The organism is Paraplanobispora siamensis (genome assembly GCF_016863175.1).
In the GTDB taxonomy this organism is placed as follows: Bacteria; Actinomycetota; Actinomycetes; order Streptosporangiales; family Streptosporangiaceae; genus Planobispora; species Planobispora siamensis.
Genome location: NZ_BOOJ01000047.1, coordinates 1 through 20435 on the forward strand (window position 1 = coordinate 1; position 20435 = coordinate 20435).

Below are 20435 nucleotides of genomic sequence, written 5' to 3' on the forward strand. Positions count from 1 at the left end.
CTGACTCTTGTCGAATCTTCCATCGGGCTCAGAGGAGGTCCCGCATCGCCGACGTCACCGCCGTTCCAACGGGCCTGTGAACAATACGAACCTGCGCGCACCTCGTCAAATCAATTACGCCCGCCCCCGGCTCCACGAGCCTCAGCCCCACGGGAGCCCCCACGAGAGCCCCACGGGAGCCCCCACGGGAGCCCCCACGAGAGCCCCACGGGAGCCCCACGAGTCTCGTGAAAACCCTTTGCGCCGGACGTGTGACGGAGCGCACGCTTGTTCGGTGTCGATTCTCGAGGCCGTCGATCTGAAGAAGACATTCGCCACTGTCACCGCCGTCGACGGGGTCAGCCTCGACGTCGGCGCCGGTGAGATCATCGGGTTGCTCGGGCCGAACGGGGCGGGCAAGTCCACCACCCTGCACATGCTCCTGGGGCTCATCACACCCGACTCCGGAAGCATCCGCATGTTCGGCATGGAGCTGGGCAGCCACCGCGTCGAGGCCCTCAGCCGCATCAACTTCGCCGCGAGCTACGTGGATCTCCCCGGTGTCCTGCACGTCCGCGAGGTCCTGGACGTCTTCGCCCGCCTGTACGGCGTGCGCGATCCGAAGTCGCGCGTCGAGGAGCTGATCGAGCTGCTGGATCTCGGACCGCTGCGCAGACGCAAGGTGATGGAGCTCTCCTCGGGTCAGCGCACCCGCGTGCAGCTGGCCAAGGCGCTGGTCAACGAGCCGAGCCTGCTCATCCTCGACGAGCCCACCGCCAACCTCGACCCGGACGCGGGCGACCGGATCCGCAACCTCCTGGTCCGCCTGGCCAGGGAGAACGGCCGGGCGATGCTCATCACCTCGCACAACATGCAGGAGGTGGAGCGCATGTGCGACCGCATCCACTTCATGTCCTCGGGGCGCATCGTCGCCAGCGGCAGCGCCGCCGAGCTCGCCGGTGTCTACGGCGCGGAGAGTCTGGAGGAGGTCTTCCTAAAGGTGGCCCGATCATGACCGAGAGCACGCCCATCATGACCGTCACCCATCCCCCGCTCAGCTTCGCCGCCCGCAGGGCGCGCATCGGCGGCGTCGTCATGCGGGACTTCGCCGCGCTGCGCCGCAGCCCGATCCGGATGTTCGAGATCGTGTTCTGGCCCACGGTCGAGCTGATGGTCTGGGGCTTCGTGACCCTGTTCCTGCAGTCGCAGCAGGTCCCGTTCGTGGCGGCCTTCCTGCTCGGCGCCGTGCTGCTCTGGCAGGTGCTGCAGAAGGCCAGCAACGAGATCTCGATCGCGTTCCTGGAGGACATCTGGAGCAGGAACCTGCTCAACGTCCAGGTGAGCCCGCTGTCCACGGTCGAGTACGTGATCGGCCTGATCGTGTTCTCCTTCGGCAAGGTGGTCTTCGCCATCGCGGTCATGGCGGGCCTGGCGCTGGCCTTCTACGGGTTCGGCATCACCAGCTTCGGCGTGGCCCTGGTCCCGTTCATGGCGCTGCTGCTGGTGATGGGCTGGTCGCTTGGCCTGGTGGGCATCTCGGCGGTCCTGCGCTTCGGGGAGAACGCACAGGTGATCGCGTGGTCGCTGGTCTTCGTCGTACAGCCGCTGGCCGGGATCTTCTACCCGGTGGAGGTGCTGCCCGCCCCGCTCCAGACCGTCGCCTCGCTCATGCCGGCCACCCACGTGTTCACCGGCATGCGGACCGTCCTGAACGGCGGCGCCGTACCGTGGGACAGCCTGGCGTGGGCCGCGGCGCTGGACGTCGTCTACCTGGCGGCGACGCTGGGCCTGTTCGCGTGGGCGCTGCGGTACGCCCGGGCCCACGGCAAGCTCTCCCGCTTCGGGGAGTGACGGAGGACCACGCGAAGGCCGCGCGTCAGCGCGGCACGGTGGCCGACATCGCCGCCACGATCACGCTGACCAGGCCCTCGACCACCTCGGTGCGGTCGACCTCGGGATGTTCCAGCCACCAGTCTCCGGTGGCCTGGACCATCCCGACGAAGGCGTGCCCGAGCACCTGGGCGCGGACCGGGTCGATGCCCTCCGCCGTGGCGGTGATCACCTCGCCGAGTTCCTCGCCCAGGCCGCGGACGATCGCGGCCATCTGGGAGTGGGTCCGGCTGTCCTCCGCCCCCGCCCGGTGGAACAGGAACCGGTACAGGTTGAGGTTGGAGCCGATCATGTCGAGGTAGGCGGTGATCGTCGATCTGGCCCGGCCGCGCAGGTCGGCGTCGGCGTTGTCGAACTGCTCGCGCAGCAGGCCGATCACGACGGTGATGTGCCGGTTCGCCAGGGCCTGGTAGAGCCCGCTCTTGTCGCCGAAGTGCCGGTAGAGGATGGGCTTGGTGATCCCGGCCTCGGCCGCGATCGAGGCCATGGACGCCTGCGGCCCCTCCCTCCTGATCACCCGGTCCGCGGCGTCCAGGAGGGCACGGCGGCGATCCGGATCGCGTCCGCTCACGGCTTTCCCTCTCTCGGAGGAGATCTCGGGGGACGACGGCGCTCTTCCCCCTCTTGGTCTTTCCCGGAGGAAATCGATCCTTTCCGGAGAGAACAGCATAGGTGCGAAGCTGATCCACAAGCCTTCGGAACCAGGCGTTCAAGTGGGATGAAAGCGAGTTTCCGGTAATCTTTCCGATCTCTCCAGGAGGTGGCAGGTGACCGGAACAGGCGCCGTGGCGGTACCGGGTTACGAGGTGGCCGGCGTCCTCGGTCAGGGCGGTTTCGGAATCGTCTACCGGGCCCGGCAGCTGGCCGTGGACCGGGAGGTGGCGCTCAAGATCGACAACCGGGTGCTCGTCTCCGAGCGCGACCGGCGCCGCTTCATGCGCGAGGTCACCTCGGCCGGGGCGCTGTCCGGCCACCCGCACGTCGCCCACGTCTACGACGCCGGGGTGCTGCCCGACGGCAGGCCGTACATGGTGCTGGAGCTGTGCCCGGGCGGGTCCCTGCTGGACAGGATCCGCGCCGAGGGACGGCTGGCCCCCGCCGAGGTCGCCGACATCGGCATCCGGATCGGGGACGCCCTGGCGGCCGCGCACGCCGCCGGGGTGCTGCACCGCGACATCAAACCCGCCAACATCCTGATCAACCGCTACGGCAACGTGGTGCTGTCGGACTTCGGGCTGGCCACGATGCCGTCGTCGGGCGGCGAGGTGTCGGTGACCCGCGAGTCGCTCACCCCCGCCTACGCGCCGCCCGAGGCGTTCGAGCTGGTGGAGCCCAACGCGCTGGGGGACGTCTACTCCCTGGCCGCCACGCTGTACGCGCTGCTGACGGGCCGTCCGCCGCGCTTCCCGGAGAGCGGCGTGGTCAACATCGCGGTCATCATGGCCCTGCACCGGCAGCCGATCCCGGACATCCCGGGCGTGCCGCCGGAGCTGACCGAGGTGCTCCGCCAGGCCCTGGCCACCGATCCGGCCCGCCGCACCCCGTCGGTGGCCGCGCTGCGCGACGCCCTCACCGACCTGCACCTGGAGCGGCACGCCTCCGCCTCCCGGCCGCTCCCCCCGCGCCCGTCCGGGTCCGTCTCCGCGCAGGCGCACCCGTCGCTGCCGAGCCTCGGGGGCCCCGCGCCGGCGCACCGGCCGGGTGCCGCGCAGGCTCACCAGCCGGGTCCGGCGCTCCCGCATCTGGCCACCGCTCCCCCGCCGTACGGCGCACCGCTCGGGCAGCCGGGAGCCGGGCCGTACGGCAGGCCGGGCGGGGGCGTGGAGCAGATGCGCGCGCACATGACCTCCCCGGGGGCCCGCGGCGCCGCCAGCACGCAGACGCCCGCGGCCGTCCCGGCGGCTCCCGGCGGTCCCGGCACGAAGGTGTTCGTCGCCGTGGTGGCGGCGTTCGTGATCCTGCTGCTGGCCGGGGCCGGGCTGATGTACCTGGAGGCGAACCGCGACACCGATCCCGGGACCACCCAGAACGGCCCCGGGGCGCAGAACGGGACCAAACAGAACGAGACCCAGCAGAACGGGACCGGGCAGAAGGACACCTCGGACACCCCGCAGGTCGCCAGACCCGAGACGGTCACCGCGGCCTGTCCCGCGGCGGGAGTCTCCGGGGCGGGCGCCGCGTGCGTGGCGGAGGCCGAGTGCTGGAGCGGCCTGGTCATCAACGCGGGTGACGCGAGTGCCGCGCGGCTCGGCTGCGAGGAGAAGCACGCCTGGGAGACCTACGCGATCGCCACACTCCCCGCCGACGCCCAGACCTACCACCAGCAGACGCTGGAGAGGAACCCGACCGTCAAGCAGGTGTGCTCGGCGCGGATCATGCTCGCCTCCCGGTACGGCGACGCCCGCGCGATCGCGGCCGGGAAGTGGCGGTCGACGGTGCTGCCGCCCTCGAAGGCGCAGTTCGACAAGGGCGACCGCACCTACCGCTGCCTCGGCGGGGTCCTCGGGTCGGAAGAAGCGGGCAGCGTTTTCCGCCCATACTGATCCGTAGCGGGACACAGCCTGGCATCGTGGCCGTGAAGGGAGTGACCCACGATGACTCAGGCTCGTATAGGCGTGACCGGCCTCGCGGTGATGGGGGCGAACCTCGCCAGGAATCTGGCCAGGCACGGGCACGTGGTGGCCGTGCACAACAGGTCGCAGTACCGCACGAAGACGCTGGTCGAGGAGTTCGGCCACGAGGGGGAGTTCGTCCCGTGTGAGACGCCGCAGGAGCTGGTCGCGGCGCTGGAGCGTCCCCGGCGCATCCTCATCATGGTCAAGGCGGGCGTGCCGACGGACGCGGTGATCGAGGAGTTCGCCCCGCTGCTGGAGCCGGGCGACATGCTCGTCGACGGCGGCAACGCGCACTTCCTCGACACCCGCCGCCGCGAGGCGGCGCTGCGCGAGCGCGGGATCCACTTCGTCGGGGCCGGGGTGTCCGGCGGAGAGGAGGGGGCGCTGCTCGGACCGAGCATCATGCCGGGCGGGTCCGCGGAGTCCTACGCGGCGCTCGGCCCGCTGCTGGAGGACATCGCCGCGAAGGTCGACGGGGTGCCGTGCTGCACGCACATCGGTCCCGACGGCGCCGGGCACTTCGTGAAGATGGTGCACAACGGCATCGAGTACGCCGACATGCAGCTCATCGCCGAGGCCTACGACCTGCTCCGGCAGGGCCTGGGCATGTCCCCGGCCGAGCTGGCCGACGTCTTCGCCGAGTGGAACCGGGGCGAGCTGTCGTCCTATCTGATCGAGATCACCGCCGAGGTGCTCCGGCAGGTCGACGCCCCGACCGGCAAGCCGTTCGTGGACGTCGTCGCCGACCGGGCCGAGCAGAAGGGCACCGGCCGCTGGACGGTGCAGATCGCGCTGGACCTCGGGGTCCCGGTGAGCGGCATCGCCGAGGCGGTGTTCGCCCGCGCGACCTCCGGTGCCGTGGAGCTGCGTCAGGCCGCGCGCGGCCTGCCCGGCCCCACTCCCCACACGACCGGGCCCGCGCGCGAGGCCCAGGCCGGCACGGACTTCGTGGAGGACGTACGGCAGGCGCTGTACGCCTCGAAGATCGTCGCCTACGCCCAGGGCTTCGACCAGATCCGGGCCGGCAGCGCCGAGTACGGCTGGAACGTGGACCCGGGCGCGCTGGCCACCATCTGGCGGGGCGGCTGCATCATCCGGGCCGTCTTCCTCGACCGCATCCGCGAGGCCTACGAGGCGGCGCGGACGCCCGCGACCCTGCTGGTCGCGCCGTACTTCACCGACGCCCTGGCCGTGGCGCAGGACGCGTGGCGTCGGGTGGTGGCCCGGGCCGTGGAGCTGGGCATCCCGGCGCCGGGCTTCTCCAGCGCGCTGGCCTACTACGACGCGCTGCGCGCCGAGCGGCTGCCCGCCGCCCTGATCCAGGGCCAGCGGGACTTCTTCGGCGCCCACACCTACCGGCGCATCGACCGCGAGGGGGTCTTCCACGTCTTCTGGTCCGGTGACCGCATGGAGATCGAGGGCTGAACCCCGGTGACCGGCCCGGTGACCCTCCGGCCGGGGCCGGTCACCGGGCCGCACCGTCAGGACCGCTCCCCCGGCCGGTCCACGATGGCCGAGGCCGTCTCCGCGGAGCTGTAGACGCTGCCCGAGGGGAAGACCAGCTCCGAGCCGATCCGCTCGTCGCGCAGCCACACCCTGGAGGACCCGAGGCAGCGGAAGGTCTCCGGCTGCAGGACGAGATACTCCCGCATCAGGGGCTGCCCCGCGGGCGTGTGGAAGACGCCGATGCCCGGCCGGCCTACCGCGTCCCGGACGTCGAGCGCCACCCCGACCCCGGGGATCCGCGCCATGGCGCGGTAGATCGCCGCCTCCAGCTTCGGCGGCATGGCGGCCGCCTGCCCCAGATAGACCGCCTGCTCCAGATAGAGCGAGAGCACCCGGAAGGCCCGCACGTCGGGGTCCTCGGTCAGGTGCGCCTCCTCGGCCGGCAGGTCGATCCAGTGCCGGTCCCCGCGGACGTGCGCGAGGAGCTTGTCCGGGTCCCGGGGCAGCTTGCGGAGTTTTTCGGCGTACGCCTCGGGTGAGAGGTCGTCATTGCCGGGATCCGGCGGGACGTCGGTGACCTCGAACCGTCCCATGGGGTCATACCCGGCCCTCTGGCGGCCGTCGTAGCGGGTCCACTCCTCGAACACCCGCGGTTCGGAGTCCTGCCCGGGCTGCCGGACGATGTACTTGCGGTACAGCCACTGGTCCGGGCGCGGTTCCGAGGCCGTCGACCGGGACTCGGCGACGAGGGCCGCCTGTTCGAGCACCACGGCCTTGTCGGCGTACCGCACGGCCTGCGGAGGGTCGCCGTGCGCCGTTCCCCCCTCCCCGCCGGACCGTCCGCCCGCCTGCGTGACCACCAGCACGACGGCCGTCACGAGGGCGAGGGCCCCGGCGAGCACGACCCCGGCCCGGCCGATGGACCGGCGCCGCATGACTGCGCCCCGGCCGCCGGACCGGCGCCACGCCCGCCGTACCCGCCCCCGTCCGGCCGGCACGGCGGCGGCCTCCGTCAGCAGGCGGTCCCGGGCGGGCCGCAGCCGGTCGGCCTCCGCCCTCGGCGCCTCCGCGCGCATCCCGCGCAGCGTCTCCAGGTCATCCATGACGCGTCCCCTCCTCGACAGCCGTCGGATCGACGCCGCCGAGCGCGGCGCGGGTCCTCTTCCTGGCCCGGTGCAGCCGTGAGCGCACCGTGCCGACGGGGATGTCCAGCGCGTCGGCGACCTCTTCGTAGCTCAGGTCGGCCCACGCGACCAGCAGCAGCACGTCCCTGTCCCCCACCGACAGGGACGCCAGCGCCCCGGCCAGCTCGCGCTGGGCGGCCGAGGCCGTCACCTCGGCCTCCACCCGGTCGGCGTAGCTCTCGGCCACCTCGTCGGCGCCGGTCCTGGCCAGCGCCCGGTAGGAGCGGACCTCCGTGCGGCGGTGCTTTCCGATCAGGTTGGCGGCGATGCCGTACAGCCAGGGGCGGGCGTCCGGCCGGGTCGTGTCGTAGCGGTCGCGCCGACGGAACGCGGCCAGGAAGGTGTCGGACACGATGTCGTCGGCCAGGGAGTCGCCCAGCCGCCGGGTGACGTACCGGTGGAGTTCCGGCGCGTGCCGGTCGAACAGCAGCGCGAAGGCGTCCGGTTCGTCGAGGGAACGCCGGATCACCTCGGCGTCGTCGGCGCCGTGGGCCGCACCTGGGCGGTCTGCGTGCGCGATCAATCGGGCTCCGATCGTCCGGCCCCGGATCGGCCGGGGTCCGCGGTGTCATCACCCTCTCTCACCCGGTGCCCCGCTTCGAGTTCACGGTCCCCGCCTCCCTCCGCGCCTGCGCCCCGGTGGCGTTCGGCAGGATGGCAGGGTGCGCATACGTCCCATTTCCCCGTCGGCGCTGGTCGAGGAGATCACCGATCTGGTCATCGCGAGGCCCAGGGACTCCTGGACGCGGGTGGCGGTCGACGGCGCGCCCGCCGCCGTGCCGGGCGACCTCGCCGACGCCCTGGTCGAGCCGCTGCGGATGAGCGGCCGGGGGGTGCTGCGGGTCTCCGCGGCCGACTTCCTGCGCCCGGCGTCACTGCGGTTCGAGTACGGCAGGACCGACCCCGACGCCTTCTACACCGACTGGCTGGACGTCGGCGGGCTGGACCGCGAGGTCCTGGGACCGCTGGAGCCCGGCGGCTCGGGCAAGGTGCTGCCCTCGCTCTGGGACACGACGATCGACCGGGCCACCCGCGCGCCGTACGTCACCATGCCCCCGGGCGGGGTGCTGCTGCTGGACGGCGCGCTGCTGCTGGGACGCTGGCTGCCGTTCGACCTGACGGTCCACCTGCGGCTGTCCCCGGCCGCGCTGGCCCGCAGGACCCCGCCGGAGCTGCACTGGACGCTGCCCGCCTACGAGCGCTACGAGCAGGAGGCCGAGCCGACGGAGACCGCCGACGTCGTCGTCCGCATGGACGACCCGAGGCATCCGGCGCTCGTGATCCGGTGATCTCCCCCGGGCGCTCGGGGTGCGGGAAGCGCATTATGTGTAGAGTGCACATCACTTCCGACGTCCGGCAAGAAGGGCGACCCACGTGGACGAGCCGGGTTCCGGTCCCCGCCCCAACGGAATCGTCACCGTCATGGCAGTGGCCGGCATCGTCGCCTCGCTCACCCAGACCCTGGTCATCCCGCTGATCGGCGAGCTGCCGCGGATACTGGGCACCACCGCCTCCGACGCCTCCTGGGTGGTCACGGTCACCCTGCTGGCCGGGGCCGTGACCACCCCGGTGATGGGACGGCTGGGCGACATGTACGGCAAGCGGCGCATGATGCTCGCCTGCGCGGTCCCGCTCATCCTGGGCTGCGCCGTGTGCGCGGTCGCCGGATCGCTGACCCCGATGATCATCGGCCGGGGTCTGCAGGGCATGGGCATGGGCATGATCCCTCTGGGCATCAGCGCCCTGCGCGACGCGCTGCCGCCCGATCGGGTCGGCCCCTCCATCGCGCTGATGAGCTCGTCCATGGGCATCGGCGGCGCGCTCGGCCTGCCGGTCGCGGCCGCCGTCGCCGAGTACGCCAGCTGGCGGGTGCTGTTCTGGGCCACCGCCGTACTGAGCCTGCTGGTGGCCGTGCTCATCCGGGTGCTGGTCCCGGTCACCTCCGCCACGGCCGGGGGCCGCGTCGACGTCGTCGGCGCGATCGGCCTCGGCGCCGGTCTGGTGTGCCTGTTGCTGGGCGTCTCCAAGGGCGCGGACTGGGGCTGGGCGAGCGGCACCACGCTCGGGCTGCTGGCCGCCGCGGCGCTCGTCCTGCTCGTGTGGGGCTGGTGGGAGCTGCGGGCCGGGGACCCGCTGGTCGACCTGCACGTCACCGCCCGGCCCCAGGTGCTGCTGACCAACCTGGCCTCGATCGTGGTCGGCTTCGCGATGTACGCCCAGGCTCTGATCGTCATGCAGATCCTGCAGCTCCCGTCGGCCACCGGGTACGGCCTGGGCCAGTCGATGCTGGCCGCGGGGCTGTGGATGGCCCCCTCCGGCCTGATGATGATGCTCGTCTCCCCGGTCGGCGCCCGTCTGTCGGCCGCGCGCGGCCCCAAGGTCACCCTGGTGGTCGGCAGCCTCATCATGGCGCTCGGGTACGGCTCGTCCGTGCTCCTGCTCGGCTCCGCCTGGGGCCTGCTGATCGTGACCTGCGTGTGCGGCGTCGGCGTGGGGTTCGCCTACGGCGCGATGCCCGCCCTCATCATGGGCGCCGTGCCCCGCTCCGAGACCGCCGCCGCCAACAGCTTCAACACCCTGATGCGCTCCATCGGCACCACGGTCTCGGCGGCGGTGGTCGGCGTCATCCTGTCCCAGATGACCATCGCGTTCGGCGGCCACAGCCTGCCCTCCGAGGCCGGTTTCCGCACCGGCATGCTCGTCGGCTGCGGCGCCGCCCTCCTCGCCACGGCGATCACCTCGGCCCTCCCGGCCCGCCGGTCCGGGCGGGCGGTCGTCCCCGTCGCGGCCTCCGCCCCGGCCGTCAAGCCCTGACGTCCGGGAGCCGTACGGGGACGTGAACCGTCACGGCCTGCCGTACGTCATGGTCGTTGGCGGTTCCGGAACCCCCAGGAGGTCTCATGCGCCGCGTTCTCGGTCTCACCGCAGGTCTGGCCCTCGCCTTCACCGCGCTCGCCCCGGCCGCCCCCGCGGCGACGGCCTCCGCCCCGGCCTCGGCCCCGGCCGACCCGCTCATCTCCATCGCCGTGAAGGTCCGGGCCACGCCCCTGGCCCGTCCCGGCGGCAGGGTCACCTACGTCATCGACTACGCCCAGACCTGGACGCCGTCCTTCGCCCCCTACTGGGGCGCCTTCTGGGTGGGGGGCAGGTTCCCCGCGGGGGCGCGCGGCCCGTCCAAGGCCACGCTCTACGACACGGCGGGCAAGCGCCTGGCCGTACTGCCCTGCCGCCGGTACGCCGACGGCACCTGGTGCGACGCCCACGTCCGGATGCCGCACCAGGGACGGATCGTCATGTCCGCCCGGCTGTCGGCCAAGGCCGGGCGGACCGCCACGGCCCGCCTGGGGTTCGACAGCTTCGAGCCGCTGAACGAGGCGCAGTACGCCAGGCACTACAGCCGCAAGCAGGCGCGGGAGAGGTTCCGCGAGTTCCGGTTCACCAAGACCGTCACCACGAGGGTGCGCACCCGGTGACCCCCGGAGATCACCCGGTGGTCACCTGATTGACCGAGCCGGAGGAACGCACGTAGATGCGGCCGCCGACGGGCTGCTCGGCGGTCAGCAGGCCGAGCGCGGCCTCGTCGCCGTCGGCGGTCACGGCCAGGAAGCGGCGGCCGTCGGCCTCCAGCCGGCCGACGACGATGCCGGTGCGCTTCCCGCTGCGGCGGTGCTTGACGGTGTAGGTCTCGATCGTGGCCCAGCCGTCGGCCATGACGGCCTGCTCGACCGGGGGCGCGGAGTCGATCTCGGCCTGGAGCTCGGCGCTGCGGTCCGGGCGCCAGGGGGCGGGGGTGGTGGAGTAGACGCCGACGGAGTACTTGCTCAGCGAACCGCCGTTGGCGCCGACCATGCCGTAGGCGCCGGGCAGCGCGCGCATCCGGTGCACGACCTCGGCGATGGCGTGCATGGAGTAGTTGTTGCCGGGCCCGCCGAAGAAGGGCAGGCCGCCGGTGAGCGTCAGCTCCCGCGATCCGTCGACCGGCAGCCCGAGGCCGTCGCAGACGTTGGTCACCGCGATGGGGAAGCAACTGTACAGATCGATGACCTCCAGTTCGTCCACGCCGATGCCGGCCTGCTCCAGGGCGTGCCGGGCGGCGGTCACGGCGGCCGGGCCGGCGCTGAGGTCGGGACGGTCCAGCAGGTCGCGCTCGCGCAGGTCGGCGTGGCCGTGCAGGAAGACCCACCGGTCCTCCGGGACGCCCAGCCGCCGGGCGGCGGCCACGGACATCAGCAGGACGGCCGCCCCCTGGTTGACCTTCTCCCGGGCGACGATGTAACGGGTGTACGGCTCGGCGATGATCCGGTTGGCCTCGGTCGGGGTGACGAGCTCCTGCGCGCTGCGCTCGGTGGGGGCGGCGGCGTGCGGGTTGGCGGCGGCGACCTTGGTGAACGGGGCGAACAGCGCGCCCATGCCGGCGGCGTACTCTCGCCTGCCCTGGCCGAGCCGGGCCCGTCGCGCGTTGTCGAACAGCGCGTACTGGCTGGGCGCGTCCATCAGGCGGTGGGCGACCTGCACCGGCGTGACCAGGCCCTCCAGCCCGTATCCCCGGTCCTCCAGGTCGCCGCCGACGGTCTCGCCGAAGTCGGGCCTGTCCGGCGTCCCGGCCAGGTGTCCGATGGTCGAGATGGCCTCGGACCCGAAGATGAGGGCGACCTCGGCCGATCCGGCCGCGATCGTCGCGGCCAGCTCGTTGACCAGGTGCTGGGGCGCCTGCCCGCCGACCACCTCCAGGATGGCCCGGCGGGGATCGGCTCCGACGCGCCCGGCGACCGAGCGGGGGTAGTTGTCGGATCTGCCCAGCGGCGAGGGGATGCCGGGGGCGGAGATCTCGAACTGCCGCACGCCCGCCACGGTGTCGACGGCGGCGGCCACCGCCGCGGCGTCCGCCCCGGTGTCGGCCAGCGCCTCCCGCGCCGCCGCCGCGGCCAGCCCGACCGGTGACAGGCGGCGGTAACCGGGCTCGCCGATCCGCTCCGAGGCCTGCCCCACGCCGACGATGACCGGCGTGCGGGGGTCGAGGTCCGGCAGTGTCATCTTCATGCTCCAGCGGCGGATTGGCCTGGTGCCGTACCGTACGACCAGGCGATATTTATAGACATTTTTCGTCTCTAACCGGTCGGAGCGTAACCCCGCCGGAGGAACGGGGCAAGGGCGTTACTGTTCTGTCCGGGACTGCTGTCCGGGACTGCTGTCCGGGACTGCTGTCCGGCACTGTTCCGTCCGGGAGGTGACGCCGTGTCCGAACCCCTGGCCGCCGCCACCGGACCGGGCCGGCCGCGCGACGCCGAGGTGGACCGCAAGGCGCTGCGGGCCGCCGTCGAGCTCTACGCCGAGCTCGGCTGGGCCAAGTTCACACTCGACGCGGTGGCGCGGCGCGCCGGGATCGGCAAGGCGGCGATCTACCGGCGCTGGCCGACCCGGGAGAGGCTGATCACCGAGGCCCTGGAGCAGGCCCTGGTGCTGCCCGCCATCGCCATCGACACCGGCTCGCTCCGGGAGGACCTGCTGGAGCTGGCCCGCTCGGCGATGGGTTACTACCTGGGCCCGTACGGGCTGGCGGGCCTGCGCCTGCGCGTGGAGGCGCACGCCTGCCCGGAGCTGCTGGCCGGGCTGGCGGCGGGCGCGCAGCGCTCGCGGGTGCTGGAGGCCCGCGCCGTCGTCCGCCGCGCCATCGCCCGCGGCGAGCTGGGTGAGCGGGCGTCCCCGACGCTCATCCTCGACACCCTGCTGGGCGCGCTGCTCAACCACGTGCTGGCCACGCCCGAGGACCTGCGGGCGGAGATGACGGCGCGCAGCGAGCAGTACGTCGAGGACGTCACGGCGTTCGTCCTCACCGCCGCCACCTCGATCTACCCGGGTTCCTCGCCCGACCGCGCGGCGAGCGAGGTGTAGACGGTCACCTCCTCGGGGCGGATCAGCCCGTCCTGGATGGCGCAGATGAGCAGTTTCTCCTTGGTGGGCGCGGGCCGTCCCGCCGCGGCGTACTTGACCCTGGCCCGGTCGATGTACTGGCGCACGGTCCGCTCCTTGATCCCCATCCGCGCCGCCACCGAGGCCTTCGACATCGACTGGAACCAGAACAGCAGCGCGGCCCGCTCCTTGTCCGACAACTGCGGCCGGTGCGGGCGCTCGTCCGTCGCGATCGCCTGCGCCATCGGCGGCGTCACGCTCGGCCGGTCGGCGGCCACCTCCAGGATGGTCTCCAGGCAGGAGTCCCGGGTGGCCCGCCCCTTGCCGATGAACGCCGAGGCCCCCGCGTCCAGCACGGCGCGCACCGTCTCCGGCTCCTCGTGCTCGGAGAAGACGACGATCCGCTGCCCGCCCGCGCACAGCTCGGCGACCCGGTCGACGACCATGGTGCCGTTGAGGTTGAGGTCGAGCAGCAGCACGTCGGCGGTCGTGCCCAGGACCGACTCGATCGTGGGGCCCTGGGCGACGAGCTCCACCGGGCCGGGCGTGGCGAACCATGATCTGACGCCGTCCACCACGACCTGGTGGTCCTCCACGAGCGCGACCGTCACGGGCCGGGCCGCGGGCACTCCCAGATGCTGTTGACCCATATCTCCCCTTCCTGCCGCTGGTAGGTGACGACGACCCCGCTGGGCTCATGCACCGCCTCGGCGGTGACGGGCAGGTCGTCGGTGTCGGCCACGACGGCCACGCTCACCATGGTGGACATCGCCGACACCGTGACCCTGGCCCGCGATCGGGCCCCGTCCAGCGCCCGGATGGGCGCCCTGAGCAGGTCCTCCCGCACGCCCTCCGGCAGCTCGGGCAGGTTGCCGCCGAGCGGCGGCGCCGTCACCAGGACCTTGCGCCGCTCGGCCGCCTCGATGCGTTCGCGCAGCGCCGAGACCAGCTCGTCGGGCATGTCCTCGCGCTCGGTGATGAGCCGGCGCAACCGCATCGCCCCGGCCGTGCAGTTCTCGCGCACCCGGGGATCTCCGGGGTCGGCGCCGTCGGCCAGCTCCCTCAGCAGCGACTCCGCCGCGTCGCGGATCGCGTCGTAGCGGCGCAGCCGGTCGGCGTGGATGCGCCAGGCGGACTCCCGCCAGGCCTCGTCGGCGGCGAGCCTGCGGGCCAGCAGCACGGCGTCCTCGGCGCGGGCGCGCAGGGTGTCGCAGCCCGCCGCGTAGCCGAGCTGCATGGTGGTGCCGCCGACGATGACCACCAGGTACTTGGCGATGGAGACCCGGTCGAGCGTCCCGGTCACGATCATCGCCGCCAGCATGATGCCGGCGTTGGCGGCGAGGAAGGCCGCCAGCTCCACCCGCCAGCGCGGCCGGTCCCAGGTCAGCATGACGCCGAGCCAGCCCACCGACCCCCAGGCCCAGTCGCTGATGCCGAGCAGATCCTCCGGACGGCAGGCGGCGATCACCGCGACGTCCACGGCCAGCGCGGCCACTGCCAGCTCCCGTATCCTGGCCGGCCCGCGAGAGGTGCGCCACAGCGACAGCGTGGCGATCGCGGCGATGACCGCGTAGACGACCCAGGCCGCCGCCGCCAGCTCCGGCCGGCGGAAGGAGTCCCATCCCAGGAACGTGACCGTCAGGTCGTAGCCGATGTGCCACAGGATCGCGATGACCGCCGCGCCCAGCGCGGTGTAGCGGGCATAGCGCCGCGCCACCTGCTCGATGTCGTCGATCATGGCCGCCACCACAGGCTCACCCGGGTGCCGTGGGCCCCCGAGGAGATCTCGGCGCCGCCGTTCGGCACCGAGCGCATCATGTCGATGATCGATCCGCGGACGCCGAACCGGTCGGGCGGCAGCCGGTCCTGGTCGAAGCCGCGCCCCCCGTCGGCGACCTCCACGCGGACCTCGCCGTTCCTCCTCGTCGAGACCAGCTCGGCCTCGCGCACCCCGGAGTGCAGCGCGATGTTCGCCAGCGCCTCGGCGACGGCGCGGGCGAACCGCTCCGCGACGTCCTCGGGCACCGTCTGCGGCGTCAGGTTCTTACGGACCTGCAGGCTCGTGGCCCGCCCGGCCACCTCCTCCAGCAGGGTGTCCAGGGCGATGGGGGCGGAGGCCGCGCGCGGCGTGTCCCGCAGCTTCTCCAGCGCCGCCAGATCGGCCTCGGCCTGCCCGCGCAGGGTGGGCGTGGGCTTGTCGTAGACGCCCAGGCCGATCATCGTCAGCGTGTGCAGCGACGTCTCGTGGATGCTGCTGATCTGCCCCAGCTCGTCCTCGCGCCGGAGCCTCTCCACCATGAGCGCGACCTCGGCGCGCGCGCCCTGTCTCAGGAAGGCGTCGGCCGAGGCGGCGGAGCGGCGCAGCAGCGTCATCAGCACCACGATCGCGAGGACCTGCACCAGGTGGATCCCCAGGGTGCCGACCACATCGTGGGAGGGTGAGGCGAGCCGTACGCCGGCCAGGTGGGACCCCGCCACGGCCAGGCCCAGGGGGATCGCCACGGGAGGCAGCCAGGTGACGCCGGCGATGATGATCGTCATCGTGACCCGTCCCGCGACCCAGCTCGATCCCGTGTCCAGCGACTCCGGGGCCACGAGATGGCGCTGGGCCAGGCACAGCGCGACGATGATGGCCACATCACCGGCCGCCAACCATCGGGGTATCGCCTCCCTGCGCCAGGCCAGGCGCATGAACAGCACGGTCCACACGAGGTCGAGGGCCAGCATGGGCGCCAGCCACAGGGCGGAGACCGGCGGGACGGCGCCGAGCAGCGCGGCGACGACCGCCACCAGGCCCACCGTGCCCCGCGCACCGGCCCCGGTGCGCGCGACAGCCTTGTCCAGCTGCCTGGCCGCCGAGTCGTATCTCGTGGAAGCACTGTGAGGCATGAGCCGCCCGCTCGCGATGGGAGCACCGGACGGATCTCACCATAACGCACCGGATATGGATGAGCAGGGTGTGCGCAGAGCAATGGGAATGCGTCTCCCGGGTCGCGGCGGACGGGGTCATGGTTCGCATGTCGTTTCCCTCGGACCGGCTCGTGCCGACGGCTGTGCACCGTCCCTTCGCACCCTGGGCCGCCGCCGGTTCCGCGGCACGACGGCCGATCGGCCGTCAGTCGCATCTCCTCGCGCGGGCGTGTACTGGGCACGTGTCGCGAGGGGCGCGGCGAGAGGAGGTTTCATGACCTTCACCGTGATCACGATCCTGCTCGGCTGCCTGTCCGTGATGGCCGTCCGCGGCCGTCAGGGGCCCTGGCCTCCCGGCGCGCCGGCGGCCCGGCCCCGGCTGGTGGTGGCCGGCGGCACCTACGAGGGCTCGCACGGCTACCCCTCCGACGAGTACGTCGTCCAGGAACGGCTGATCGCGGCGGCCGACGGCGGGGGCGGCACGCAGTTCGGCCACACCGCCGCCGCCCTGACCCTGGGCGCCGTGGTCGTCGCCCGCCCTCAGTACAGCGACAGGAGCGAGAAGGGCATCGGCGACTGCGCGCAGGCGGCGCACCGGGCCGTGCGCACCGCCGCCCTGCGCAACCCCGCCATGTCCGGCCTGACCAGCACGCTGGACGTGGTCGTCCTCGACGCGGGCGAGGACCCGTGCCTGCGCTTCGCCCACGTCGGCGACGGCGCGATCTGGCACTGCGCCAAGGGCGGCAGGCCCCGGCCGCTCACCACCCTGCACTCCTCCGAGGACGGCTCCTCGCTGCGCGGGATCGGCCTGCTGCCCGACCTCAGCCCCGAGATCGGCACCGTGGCGCTCCAGCCGGGCGACCGCATCGCCATCGTCACGGACGGCGCGATGCGGGCCCTGGGCGTCTCGCGCCTGACGGAGCTGTTCACCGCCGGCGCCTCCCCCGCCGCCTGCCTGGACGGGCTGTACGACGAGATGGCCGCCGTCGAGCCGAAGGAGGACGCCACGATGATCATCGCGGACTTCGTCACGGTCTGACCAGCCACCGAGGAAAAGGGGGGTGGGGACGGCGCGCCGTACCGGAAGGGTGGGGGCCGGTACGGCGCGCCGCACCCCGGCCCCGCGGGCGTTCAGCCTCCGGCGCCGGGATCGTCCCCCTCTCCCGGCCGCCGGGCGGACTCCCCGGTCCCGCCGGTCTCCCGCGCCCGGCGCTCGCGCCTGCCCCTGGCGAGCTCGGTGCCCAGGGCGTCAAGACGCTGGGTCCAGAAGCGGCGGAAGTTCTCCAGCCACACGTCCACCTCCTGCAGGGGTCCGGGATCGACGGAGTACAGGCGGCGGGTGCCCTCGGCGCGCACGGTCGCGAAGCCGCTGTCGCGCAGCACGCGCAGATGCTGGGAGACCCCCGGCTGGGAGATCCCGAACTCCTCCTGGACGACGGCGCCGATCTCCCCGGCCGCCCGCTCCCCGTCCGCGAGCAGCTCCAGGATCCGGCGGCGCACCGGGTCGCCGAGAACGTCGAACGCGTGCATGGACCCAATATTTCAGGGCTCGCTTATATAAAGCAACATGAACTCACATGGCGGCCGGCCTCGTGGCGCGGTTGGACCTCGCGGCGGCGGTCAGGGCCAGCTTGCCGAAGTGGCGGTTGCCGATGGTGCCCCACCACGGGTGCCGGTTGAGCGCCTCGGCCAGGCGCAGGCGCCGCTCGCGGGCCTCGGCGAGCTCGCGCCGGTGCTCCTCGGTGAGCTCGGCCCGCCCGGCCGCGACGTCGGTGGGGCGGGGATGCCCGGCGGAGATCTCCGCGCAGCGGGCGTCGGCCTCGTAGTAGGCGCGCTGCAGGACGATGAGGTCGCCGGGGACGAGATAGCCGCGGGACTTGCGCGGCGTCACGTAGTCCTCGGCGGGCGCGGCGGGCAGCCAGTCCGAGGCGTCGATCGGGTCGCCGCTGTCGCGGGGACGCGCCAGCTCCTCCAGGAGCTCGTCGGTGCGGTAGCGGGGCAGCGGAGCGCCCTCCCGCCCGCCCGCGACGGCTCCCCCGGCCTCCGGCGGCGTCTGCTCCGGGCGGCCCTGCAGGAACATCTCCTTGTCCGCGGGAGTGACCCACAGGTACCACCGGCGGCGGCCGTCCGCGCGCTCCATGTACAGCGGCACCAGGTCCCCGGAGGCCGTCTTGACGATCACGTCGTCGTAGTAGAGGCCGCGGGCGGGCTCCCAGCTGCCGTGGCGTCCCCCGCAGCGGCCGTAACCCAGCTGCGGGCACGGCGAGGGGTTGTCCCAGTCGCAGGTCACCATGCGCAGTTTCTTGACCCCGCCGCGCACGGGCAGCGCCTCGCGCCCGACGTCCTTCCAGGTGAAGACGTTCAGCCGGGCCCAGGGGGCGCGGTCGATGGGCATGGCGTTCTCGTCGTTGACCAGCCACAGCGGGGTCAGGCCGCCGGAACGGGCCATCCGGGTGCGCTTGTCGACCGATCCCGTGGCGATGGCCGACAGCTGGATTTCGTAGCCGAGTTTCCTTCCTCCCTCACCGGTGACGACGACGTCGGTACGGCCCCGGCCGTTTGCGGGGCGCTCGTCGACATCGGCGGTGAATCCCTCGCGGTCGGCGGTTCGCGCGGTGTATTCCCGGAGCGCCTTGTGCAGATCGCTTTGCGCACCGGTCTCTTTCAGCTCCCCCGTGGGGACGTGCATCGCGTGGGGGCGGCCGTTCTTTTTCCTGATGGTCATGAATCCCGGGCAGGCCATGCCGTCGTGCTCGTAGGGGTCCAGGCAGTAGAGCAGGTCCGGGTGGTAGTTGCGGTAAAGCTCGTCGAGGAGACCTGGGCGGTCGGGATGGCCGAGGTCGTCTTCGGTGAGATCGAGATCGATCCCATACCGACGATGAAAGACACTGTGCGCCATTCCTCCACGGTATGGTCCTTCACTGACATTTCCGAAAGACAGCGCATCAAGACAGCGCATCGGCCACCCGGGAACGGAGATCTCCCGGCGGATCGGGCTCCCTCAAATGACGGCCCGCGCATCCGGGGAAACTCCGCTTTCTCCCGCACCTCGACCGGCCTTTTCCTCGCGAGAAAGACCGCCCTGCGGTCACGTGCCCCGCCGGTTCCGCGTGGGTACGGCGGGCGCGGTCAGGCGGCCAGGTCCAGGGAGATGACCTGCCCGGCCGTACGGCGCAGGCGGCGGCTCAGGGCGCCGGAGCGCGAGACCACCACGACCTGGACGCCGCTGTGGCGCAGCCACTCGGCGAGGTCGGTGAAGACGCCGTCGCCGGAGCCGATGACCACGCGCTCGAAGCGGGTGTCGAGATGGTCGAGGCGGATCACCTCGCACAGCGCCTCGTCGGCGCCGTCGCGACCGGAGCGGACCAGGATCTGGATGCCCGCCAGGGCGAGGCCGACCGGGACCAGGGCGCCGTGGTTCACCGCGGCGACATACTGATCCATGAAACCGGCGGGAACACGGCGGCGGTAGTGGTCCATCATGGTCACCACCTCCGCGGTGGCGGGGCGCGGGGCGCCGACCAGGTTCTCCACATCCAGCAGGTGAACGGAACGGCCGTGCGAGATGTTACGCATCGCGATGCCCCCTTGCCTCTGTGCTACCACCACATGGGACGCACTTTAATGCTGGAAATCGCTGGAACTCAAGGGAGACACGTGGAAACAGGCGGAACTCCTGTTACCATCCGGCCCGTGAGTGAATCGTGAGCGAATCGCTGGACGCGTTGGAGCGGCGCATAGCCGAGCTCCGCGCCGAGGTGCGCCGCGCAGTCAAGGCGCGTGACGGCGCGCTGGCCCGCTCCCTCCGGGCGGACCTGCGCCGGGCCGAGCTGGCCTGGGACGAGGCGGTCGTCGCCGAGGAGCCCGCGGCGGTCAGACCGGCTCCGCGCGAGGCCGAGACGTCTCTGATGCCGATCCGCGAGCAGGTGCACCAGGCGCTGGTCCTGCTCGGCGTGCCGGCCGCGGCCAAGCTGATCGTCACGGTGAACGAGGCGTTCTTCTCCGGGGCGCTGCGGGGCCCGCAGCTCACCAGCCTGCGCAGGGACGAGGAGCGCTCCTTCCGCGCCGACCCCTACGCCAGGCCGTACTACCTGTGCGCCGTGCTGACCGACCGCCTCTCCCCCGCCCGCGGGCTGCTGGCCGACAGCACCTGGCCGCCGGAGGCGCGGGTGGTGGGGCCGCTGAGCCCGCGCGTCGACTACCTCACCGCGACCATGCGCATCGCCGAGCACCTGACCCGGCTGACGGATCCGCCGCCCGGCGCGGTCCGGCTGCTGACCCGCATGGCGCAGAACATCCCCGGCGCGGTCGAGGGCTTCGCCCCCGCCGACCCGCTGGCCGCGATCCGCGCGGCCCGCGCCGAGCTGGAGGTCCACCTGCCCGCCGACACCGCCCAGCGGGCCGAGGTCGCGGCGCGGGCGAGCAGGCAACTGACGGACGCGGAGCGCCTGTTCGGCGCCTCCGCCATGACCACGCTGAGAGGGGCCTGTTGATGGACAGG

General features: G+C 72.6%; 20 protein-coding genes. 10 read left to right on the forward strand and 10 right to left on the reverse strand.

The genetic code is table 11. The annotated features are described in order from the left end of the window. The first annotated feature begins 274 nt into the window (after positions 1 to 274). Entirely contained in the window at positions 275 to 994 is a 720-nt protein-coding gene (locus tag Psi01_RS26875) for an ABC transporter ATP-binding protein (RefSeq protein ID WP_204066901.1), read from the forward strand. After that, positions 991 to 1830 carry an ABC transporter permease gene (locus Psi01_RS26880; RefSeq protein ID WP_204066902.1) on the forward strand — a complete coding sequence of 280 codons (840 nt, stop codon included), beginning with the start codon at positions 991 to 993 and terminating at the stop codon, positions 1828 to 1830. The genes Psi01_RS26875 and Psi01_RS26880 overlap by 4 nt, the downstream gene beginning before the upstream one ends. Positions 1831 to 1855: 25 nt before the next feature. Here Psi01_RS26880 and Psi01_RS26885 read toward each other — a convergent pair whose 3' ends face one another. Beyond that, positions 1856 to 2440, reverse strand: coding sequence for a TetR/AcrR family transcriptional regulator (locus Psi01_RS26885; protein ID WP_239128040.1), 585 nt, complete (start codon positions 2438 to 2440; stop codon positions 1856 to 1858). 196 nt (positions 2441 to 2636) lie between these two features. Between Psi01_RS26885 and Psi01_RS26890 the strand changes: the two genes are divergently transcribed. Then, on the forward strand, positions 2637 to 4412 hold the full coding sequence (locus Psi01_RS26890; protein ID WP_204066904.1) for a serine/threonine-protein kinase: 1776 nt from the start codon (positions 2637 to 2639) through the stop codon (positions 4410 to 4412). A 51-nt stretch (positions 4413 to 4463) separates the two neighbouring features. Beyond that, the gene (gene gnd, locus Psi01_RS26895; RefSeq protein WP_204066905.1) at positions 4464 to 5909 is read left to right on the forward strand and encodes an NADP-dependent phosphogluconate dehydrogenase; all 1446 of its coding nucleotides are present in this window, start codon (positions 4464 to 4466) and stop codon (positions 5907 to 5909) included. Positions 5910 to 5965: 56 nt separating this feature from the next. Here gnd and Psi01_RS26900 read toward each other — a convergent pair whose 3' ends face one another. Both Psi01_RS26900 and Psi01_RS26905 read right to left on the reverse strand, forming a co-directional pair. Then, positions 5966 to 7033, reverse strand: coding sequence for a CU044_5270 family protein (locus Psi01_RS26900; RefSeq protein WP_204066906.1), 1068 nt, complete (start codon positions 7031 to 7033; stop codon positions 5966 to 5968). Then, positions 7026 to 7637, reverse strand: a complete 612-nt coding sequence (locus Psi01_RS26905; protein ID WP_239128041.1) for an RNA polymerase sigma factor — start codon at positions 7635 to 7637, stop codon at positions 7026 to 7028. Before Psi01_RS26905 ends, Psi01_RS26900 begins: the two co-directional genes overlap by 8 nt. A gap of 139 nt (positions 7638 to 7776) precedes the next feature. On the opposite strand from Psi01_RS26905, the gene Psi01_RS26910 reads away from it, so the two are divergent. The 3 genes from Psi01_RS26910 to Psi01_RS26920 all read left to right on the forward strand — a co-directional run bounded on the left by Psi01_RS26910 (position 7777) and on the right by Psi01_RS26920 (position 10587). Further along, positions 7777 to 8403 (forward strand): nucleoside/nucleotide kinase family protein, encoded by a 627-nt coding sequence (locus Psi01_RS26910; protein WP_204066907.1) that lies wholly within the window; start codon positions 7777 to 7779, stop codon positions 8401 to 8403. A gap of 133 nt (positions 8404 to 8536) precedes the next feature. Then, positions 8537 to 9928 (forward strand): MFS transporter, encoded by a 1392-nt coding sequence (locus Psi01_RS26915; protein WP_204066908.1) that lies wholly within the window; start codon positions 8537 to 8539, stop codon positions 9926 to 9928. An 86-nt stretch (positions 9929 to 10014) separates the two neighbouring features. After that, positions 10015 to 10587, forward strand: a complete 573-nt coding sequence (locus tag Psi01_RS26920; RefSeq protein ID WP_204066909.1) for a hypothetical protein — start codon at positions 10015 to 10017, stop codon at positions 10585 to 10587. A gap of 10 nt (positions 10588 to 10597) precedes the next feature. On the opposite strand, the gene Psi01_RS26925 is transcribed toward Psi01_RS26920, so the two are convergent. Beyond that, positions 10598 to 12148, reverse strand: coding sequence for an acetyl-CoA acetyltransferase (locus Psi01_RS26925; protein ID WP_239128042.1), 1551 nt, complete (start codon positions 12146 to 12148; stop codon positions 10598 to 10600). Positions 12149 to 12349: 201 nt separating this feature from the next. Between Psi01_RS26925 and Psi01_RS26930 the strand changes: the two genes are divergently transcribed. After that, positions 12350 to 13006 carry a TetR/AcrR family transcriptional regulator gene (locus tag Psi01_RS26930; RefSeq protein ID WP_204066910.1) on the forward strand — a complete coding sequence of 219 codons (657 nt, stop codon included), beginning with the start codon at positions 12350 to 12352 and terminating at the stop codon, positions 13004 to 13006. Here Psi01_RS26930 and Psi01_RS26935 read toward each other — a convergent pair. From Psi01_RS26935 to Psi01_RS26945, 3 genes are read right to left on the reverse strand one after another with little or no spacing between them, the layout of a single operon-like run. Beyond that, the gene (locus tag Psi01_RS26935; protein WP_239128043.1) at positions 12964 to 13674 is read right to left on the reverse strand and encodes a response regulator; all 711 of its coding nucleotides are present in this window, start codon (positions 13672 to 13674) and stop codon (positions 12964 to 12966) included. The genes Psi01_RS26930 and Psi01_RS26935 overlap by 43 nt on opposite strands. After that, entirely contained in the window at positions 13632 to 14762 is a 1131-nt protein-coding gene (locus tag Psi01_RS26940; protein ID WP_204066911.1) for a hypothetical protein, read from the reverse strand. Before Psi01_RS26940 ends, Psi01_RS26935 begins: the two co-directional genes overlap by 43 nt. Beyond that, complete coding sequence (locus tag Psi01_RS26945; protein ID WP_204066912.1) at positions 14759 to 15913, reverse strand: sensor histidine kinase; 1155 nt, start codon at positions 15911 to 15913, stop codon at positions 14759 to 14761. The genes Psi01_RS26940 and Psi01_RS26945 overlap by 4 nt, the downstream gene beginning before the upstream one ends. A 295-nt stretch (positions 15914 to 16208) precedes the next feature. Here Psi01_RS26945 and Psi01_RS26950 point away from each other — a divergent pair, with 295 nt between their 5' ends. Further along, positions 16209 to 16973, forward strand: coding sequence for a PP2C family protein-serine/threonine phosphatase (locus Psi01_RS26950; protein WP_204066913.1), 765 nt, complete (start codon positions 16209 to 16211; stop codon positions 16971 to 16973). A gap of 92 nt (positions 16974 to 17065) precedes the next feature. On the opposite strand, the gene Psi01_RS26955 is transcribed toward Psi01_RS26950, so the two are convergent. The 3 genes from Psi01_RS26955 to Psi01_RS26965 all read right to left on the reverse strand — a co-directional run bounded on the left by Psi01_RS26955 (position 17066) and on the right by Psi01_RS26965 (position 19510). Continuing rightward, complete coding sequence (locus Psi01_RS26955; protein WP_204066914.1) at positions 17066 to 17464, reverse strand: ArsR/SmtB family transcription factor; 399 nt, start codon at positions 17462 to 17464, stop codon at positions 17066 to 17068. Positions 17465 to 17507: 43 nt separating this feature from the next. Beyond that, on the reverse strand, positions 17508 to 18833 hold the full coding sequence (locus tag Psi01_RS26960; protein WP_204066915.1) for a DUF8825 domain-containing protein: 1326 nt from the start codon (positions 18831 to 18833) through the stop codon (positions 17508 to 17510). Positions 18834 to 19063: 230 nt separating this feature from the next. Further along, on the reverse strand, positions 19064 to 19510 hold the full coding sequence (locus Psi01_RS26965; protein WP_204066916.1) for an NYN domain-containing protein: 447 nt from the start codon (positions 19508 to 19510) through the stop codon (positions 19064 to 19066). 128 nt (positions 19511 to 19638) lie between these two features. Here Psi01_RS26965 and Psi01_RS26970 point away from each other — a divergent pair, with 128 nt between their 5' ends. Further along, on the forward strand, positions 19639 to 20427 hold the full coding sequence (locus Psi01_RS26970; protein ID WP_204066917.1) for a hypothetical protein: 789 nt from the start codon (positions 19639 to 19641) through the stop codon (positions 20425 to 20427). The last annotated feature ends 8 nt before the right edge of the window (positions 20428 to 20435 follow it).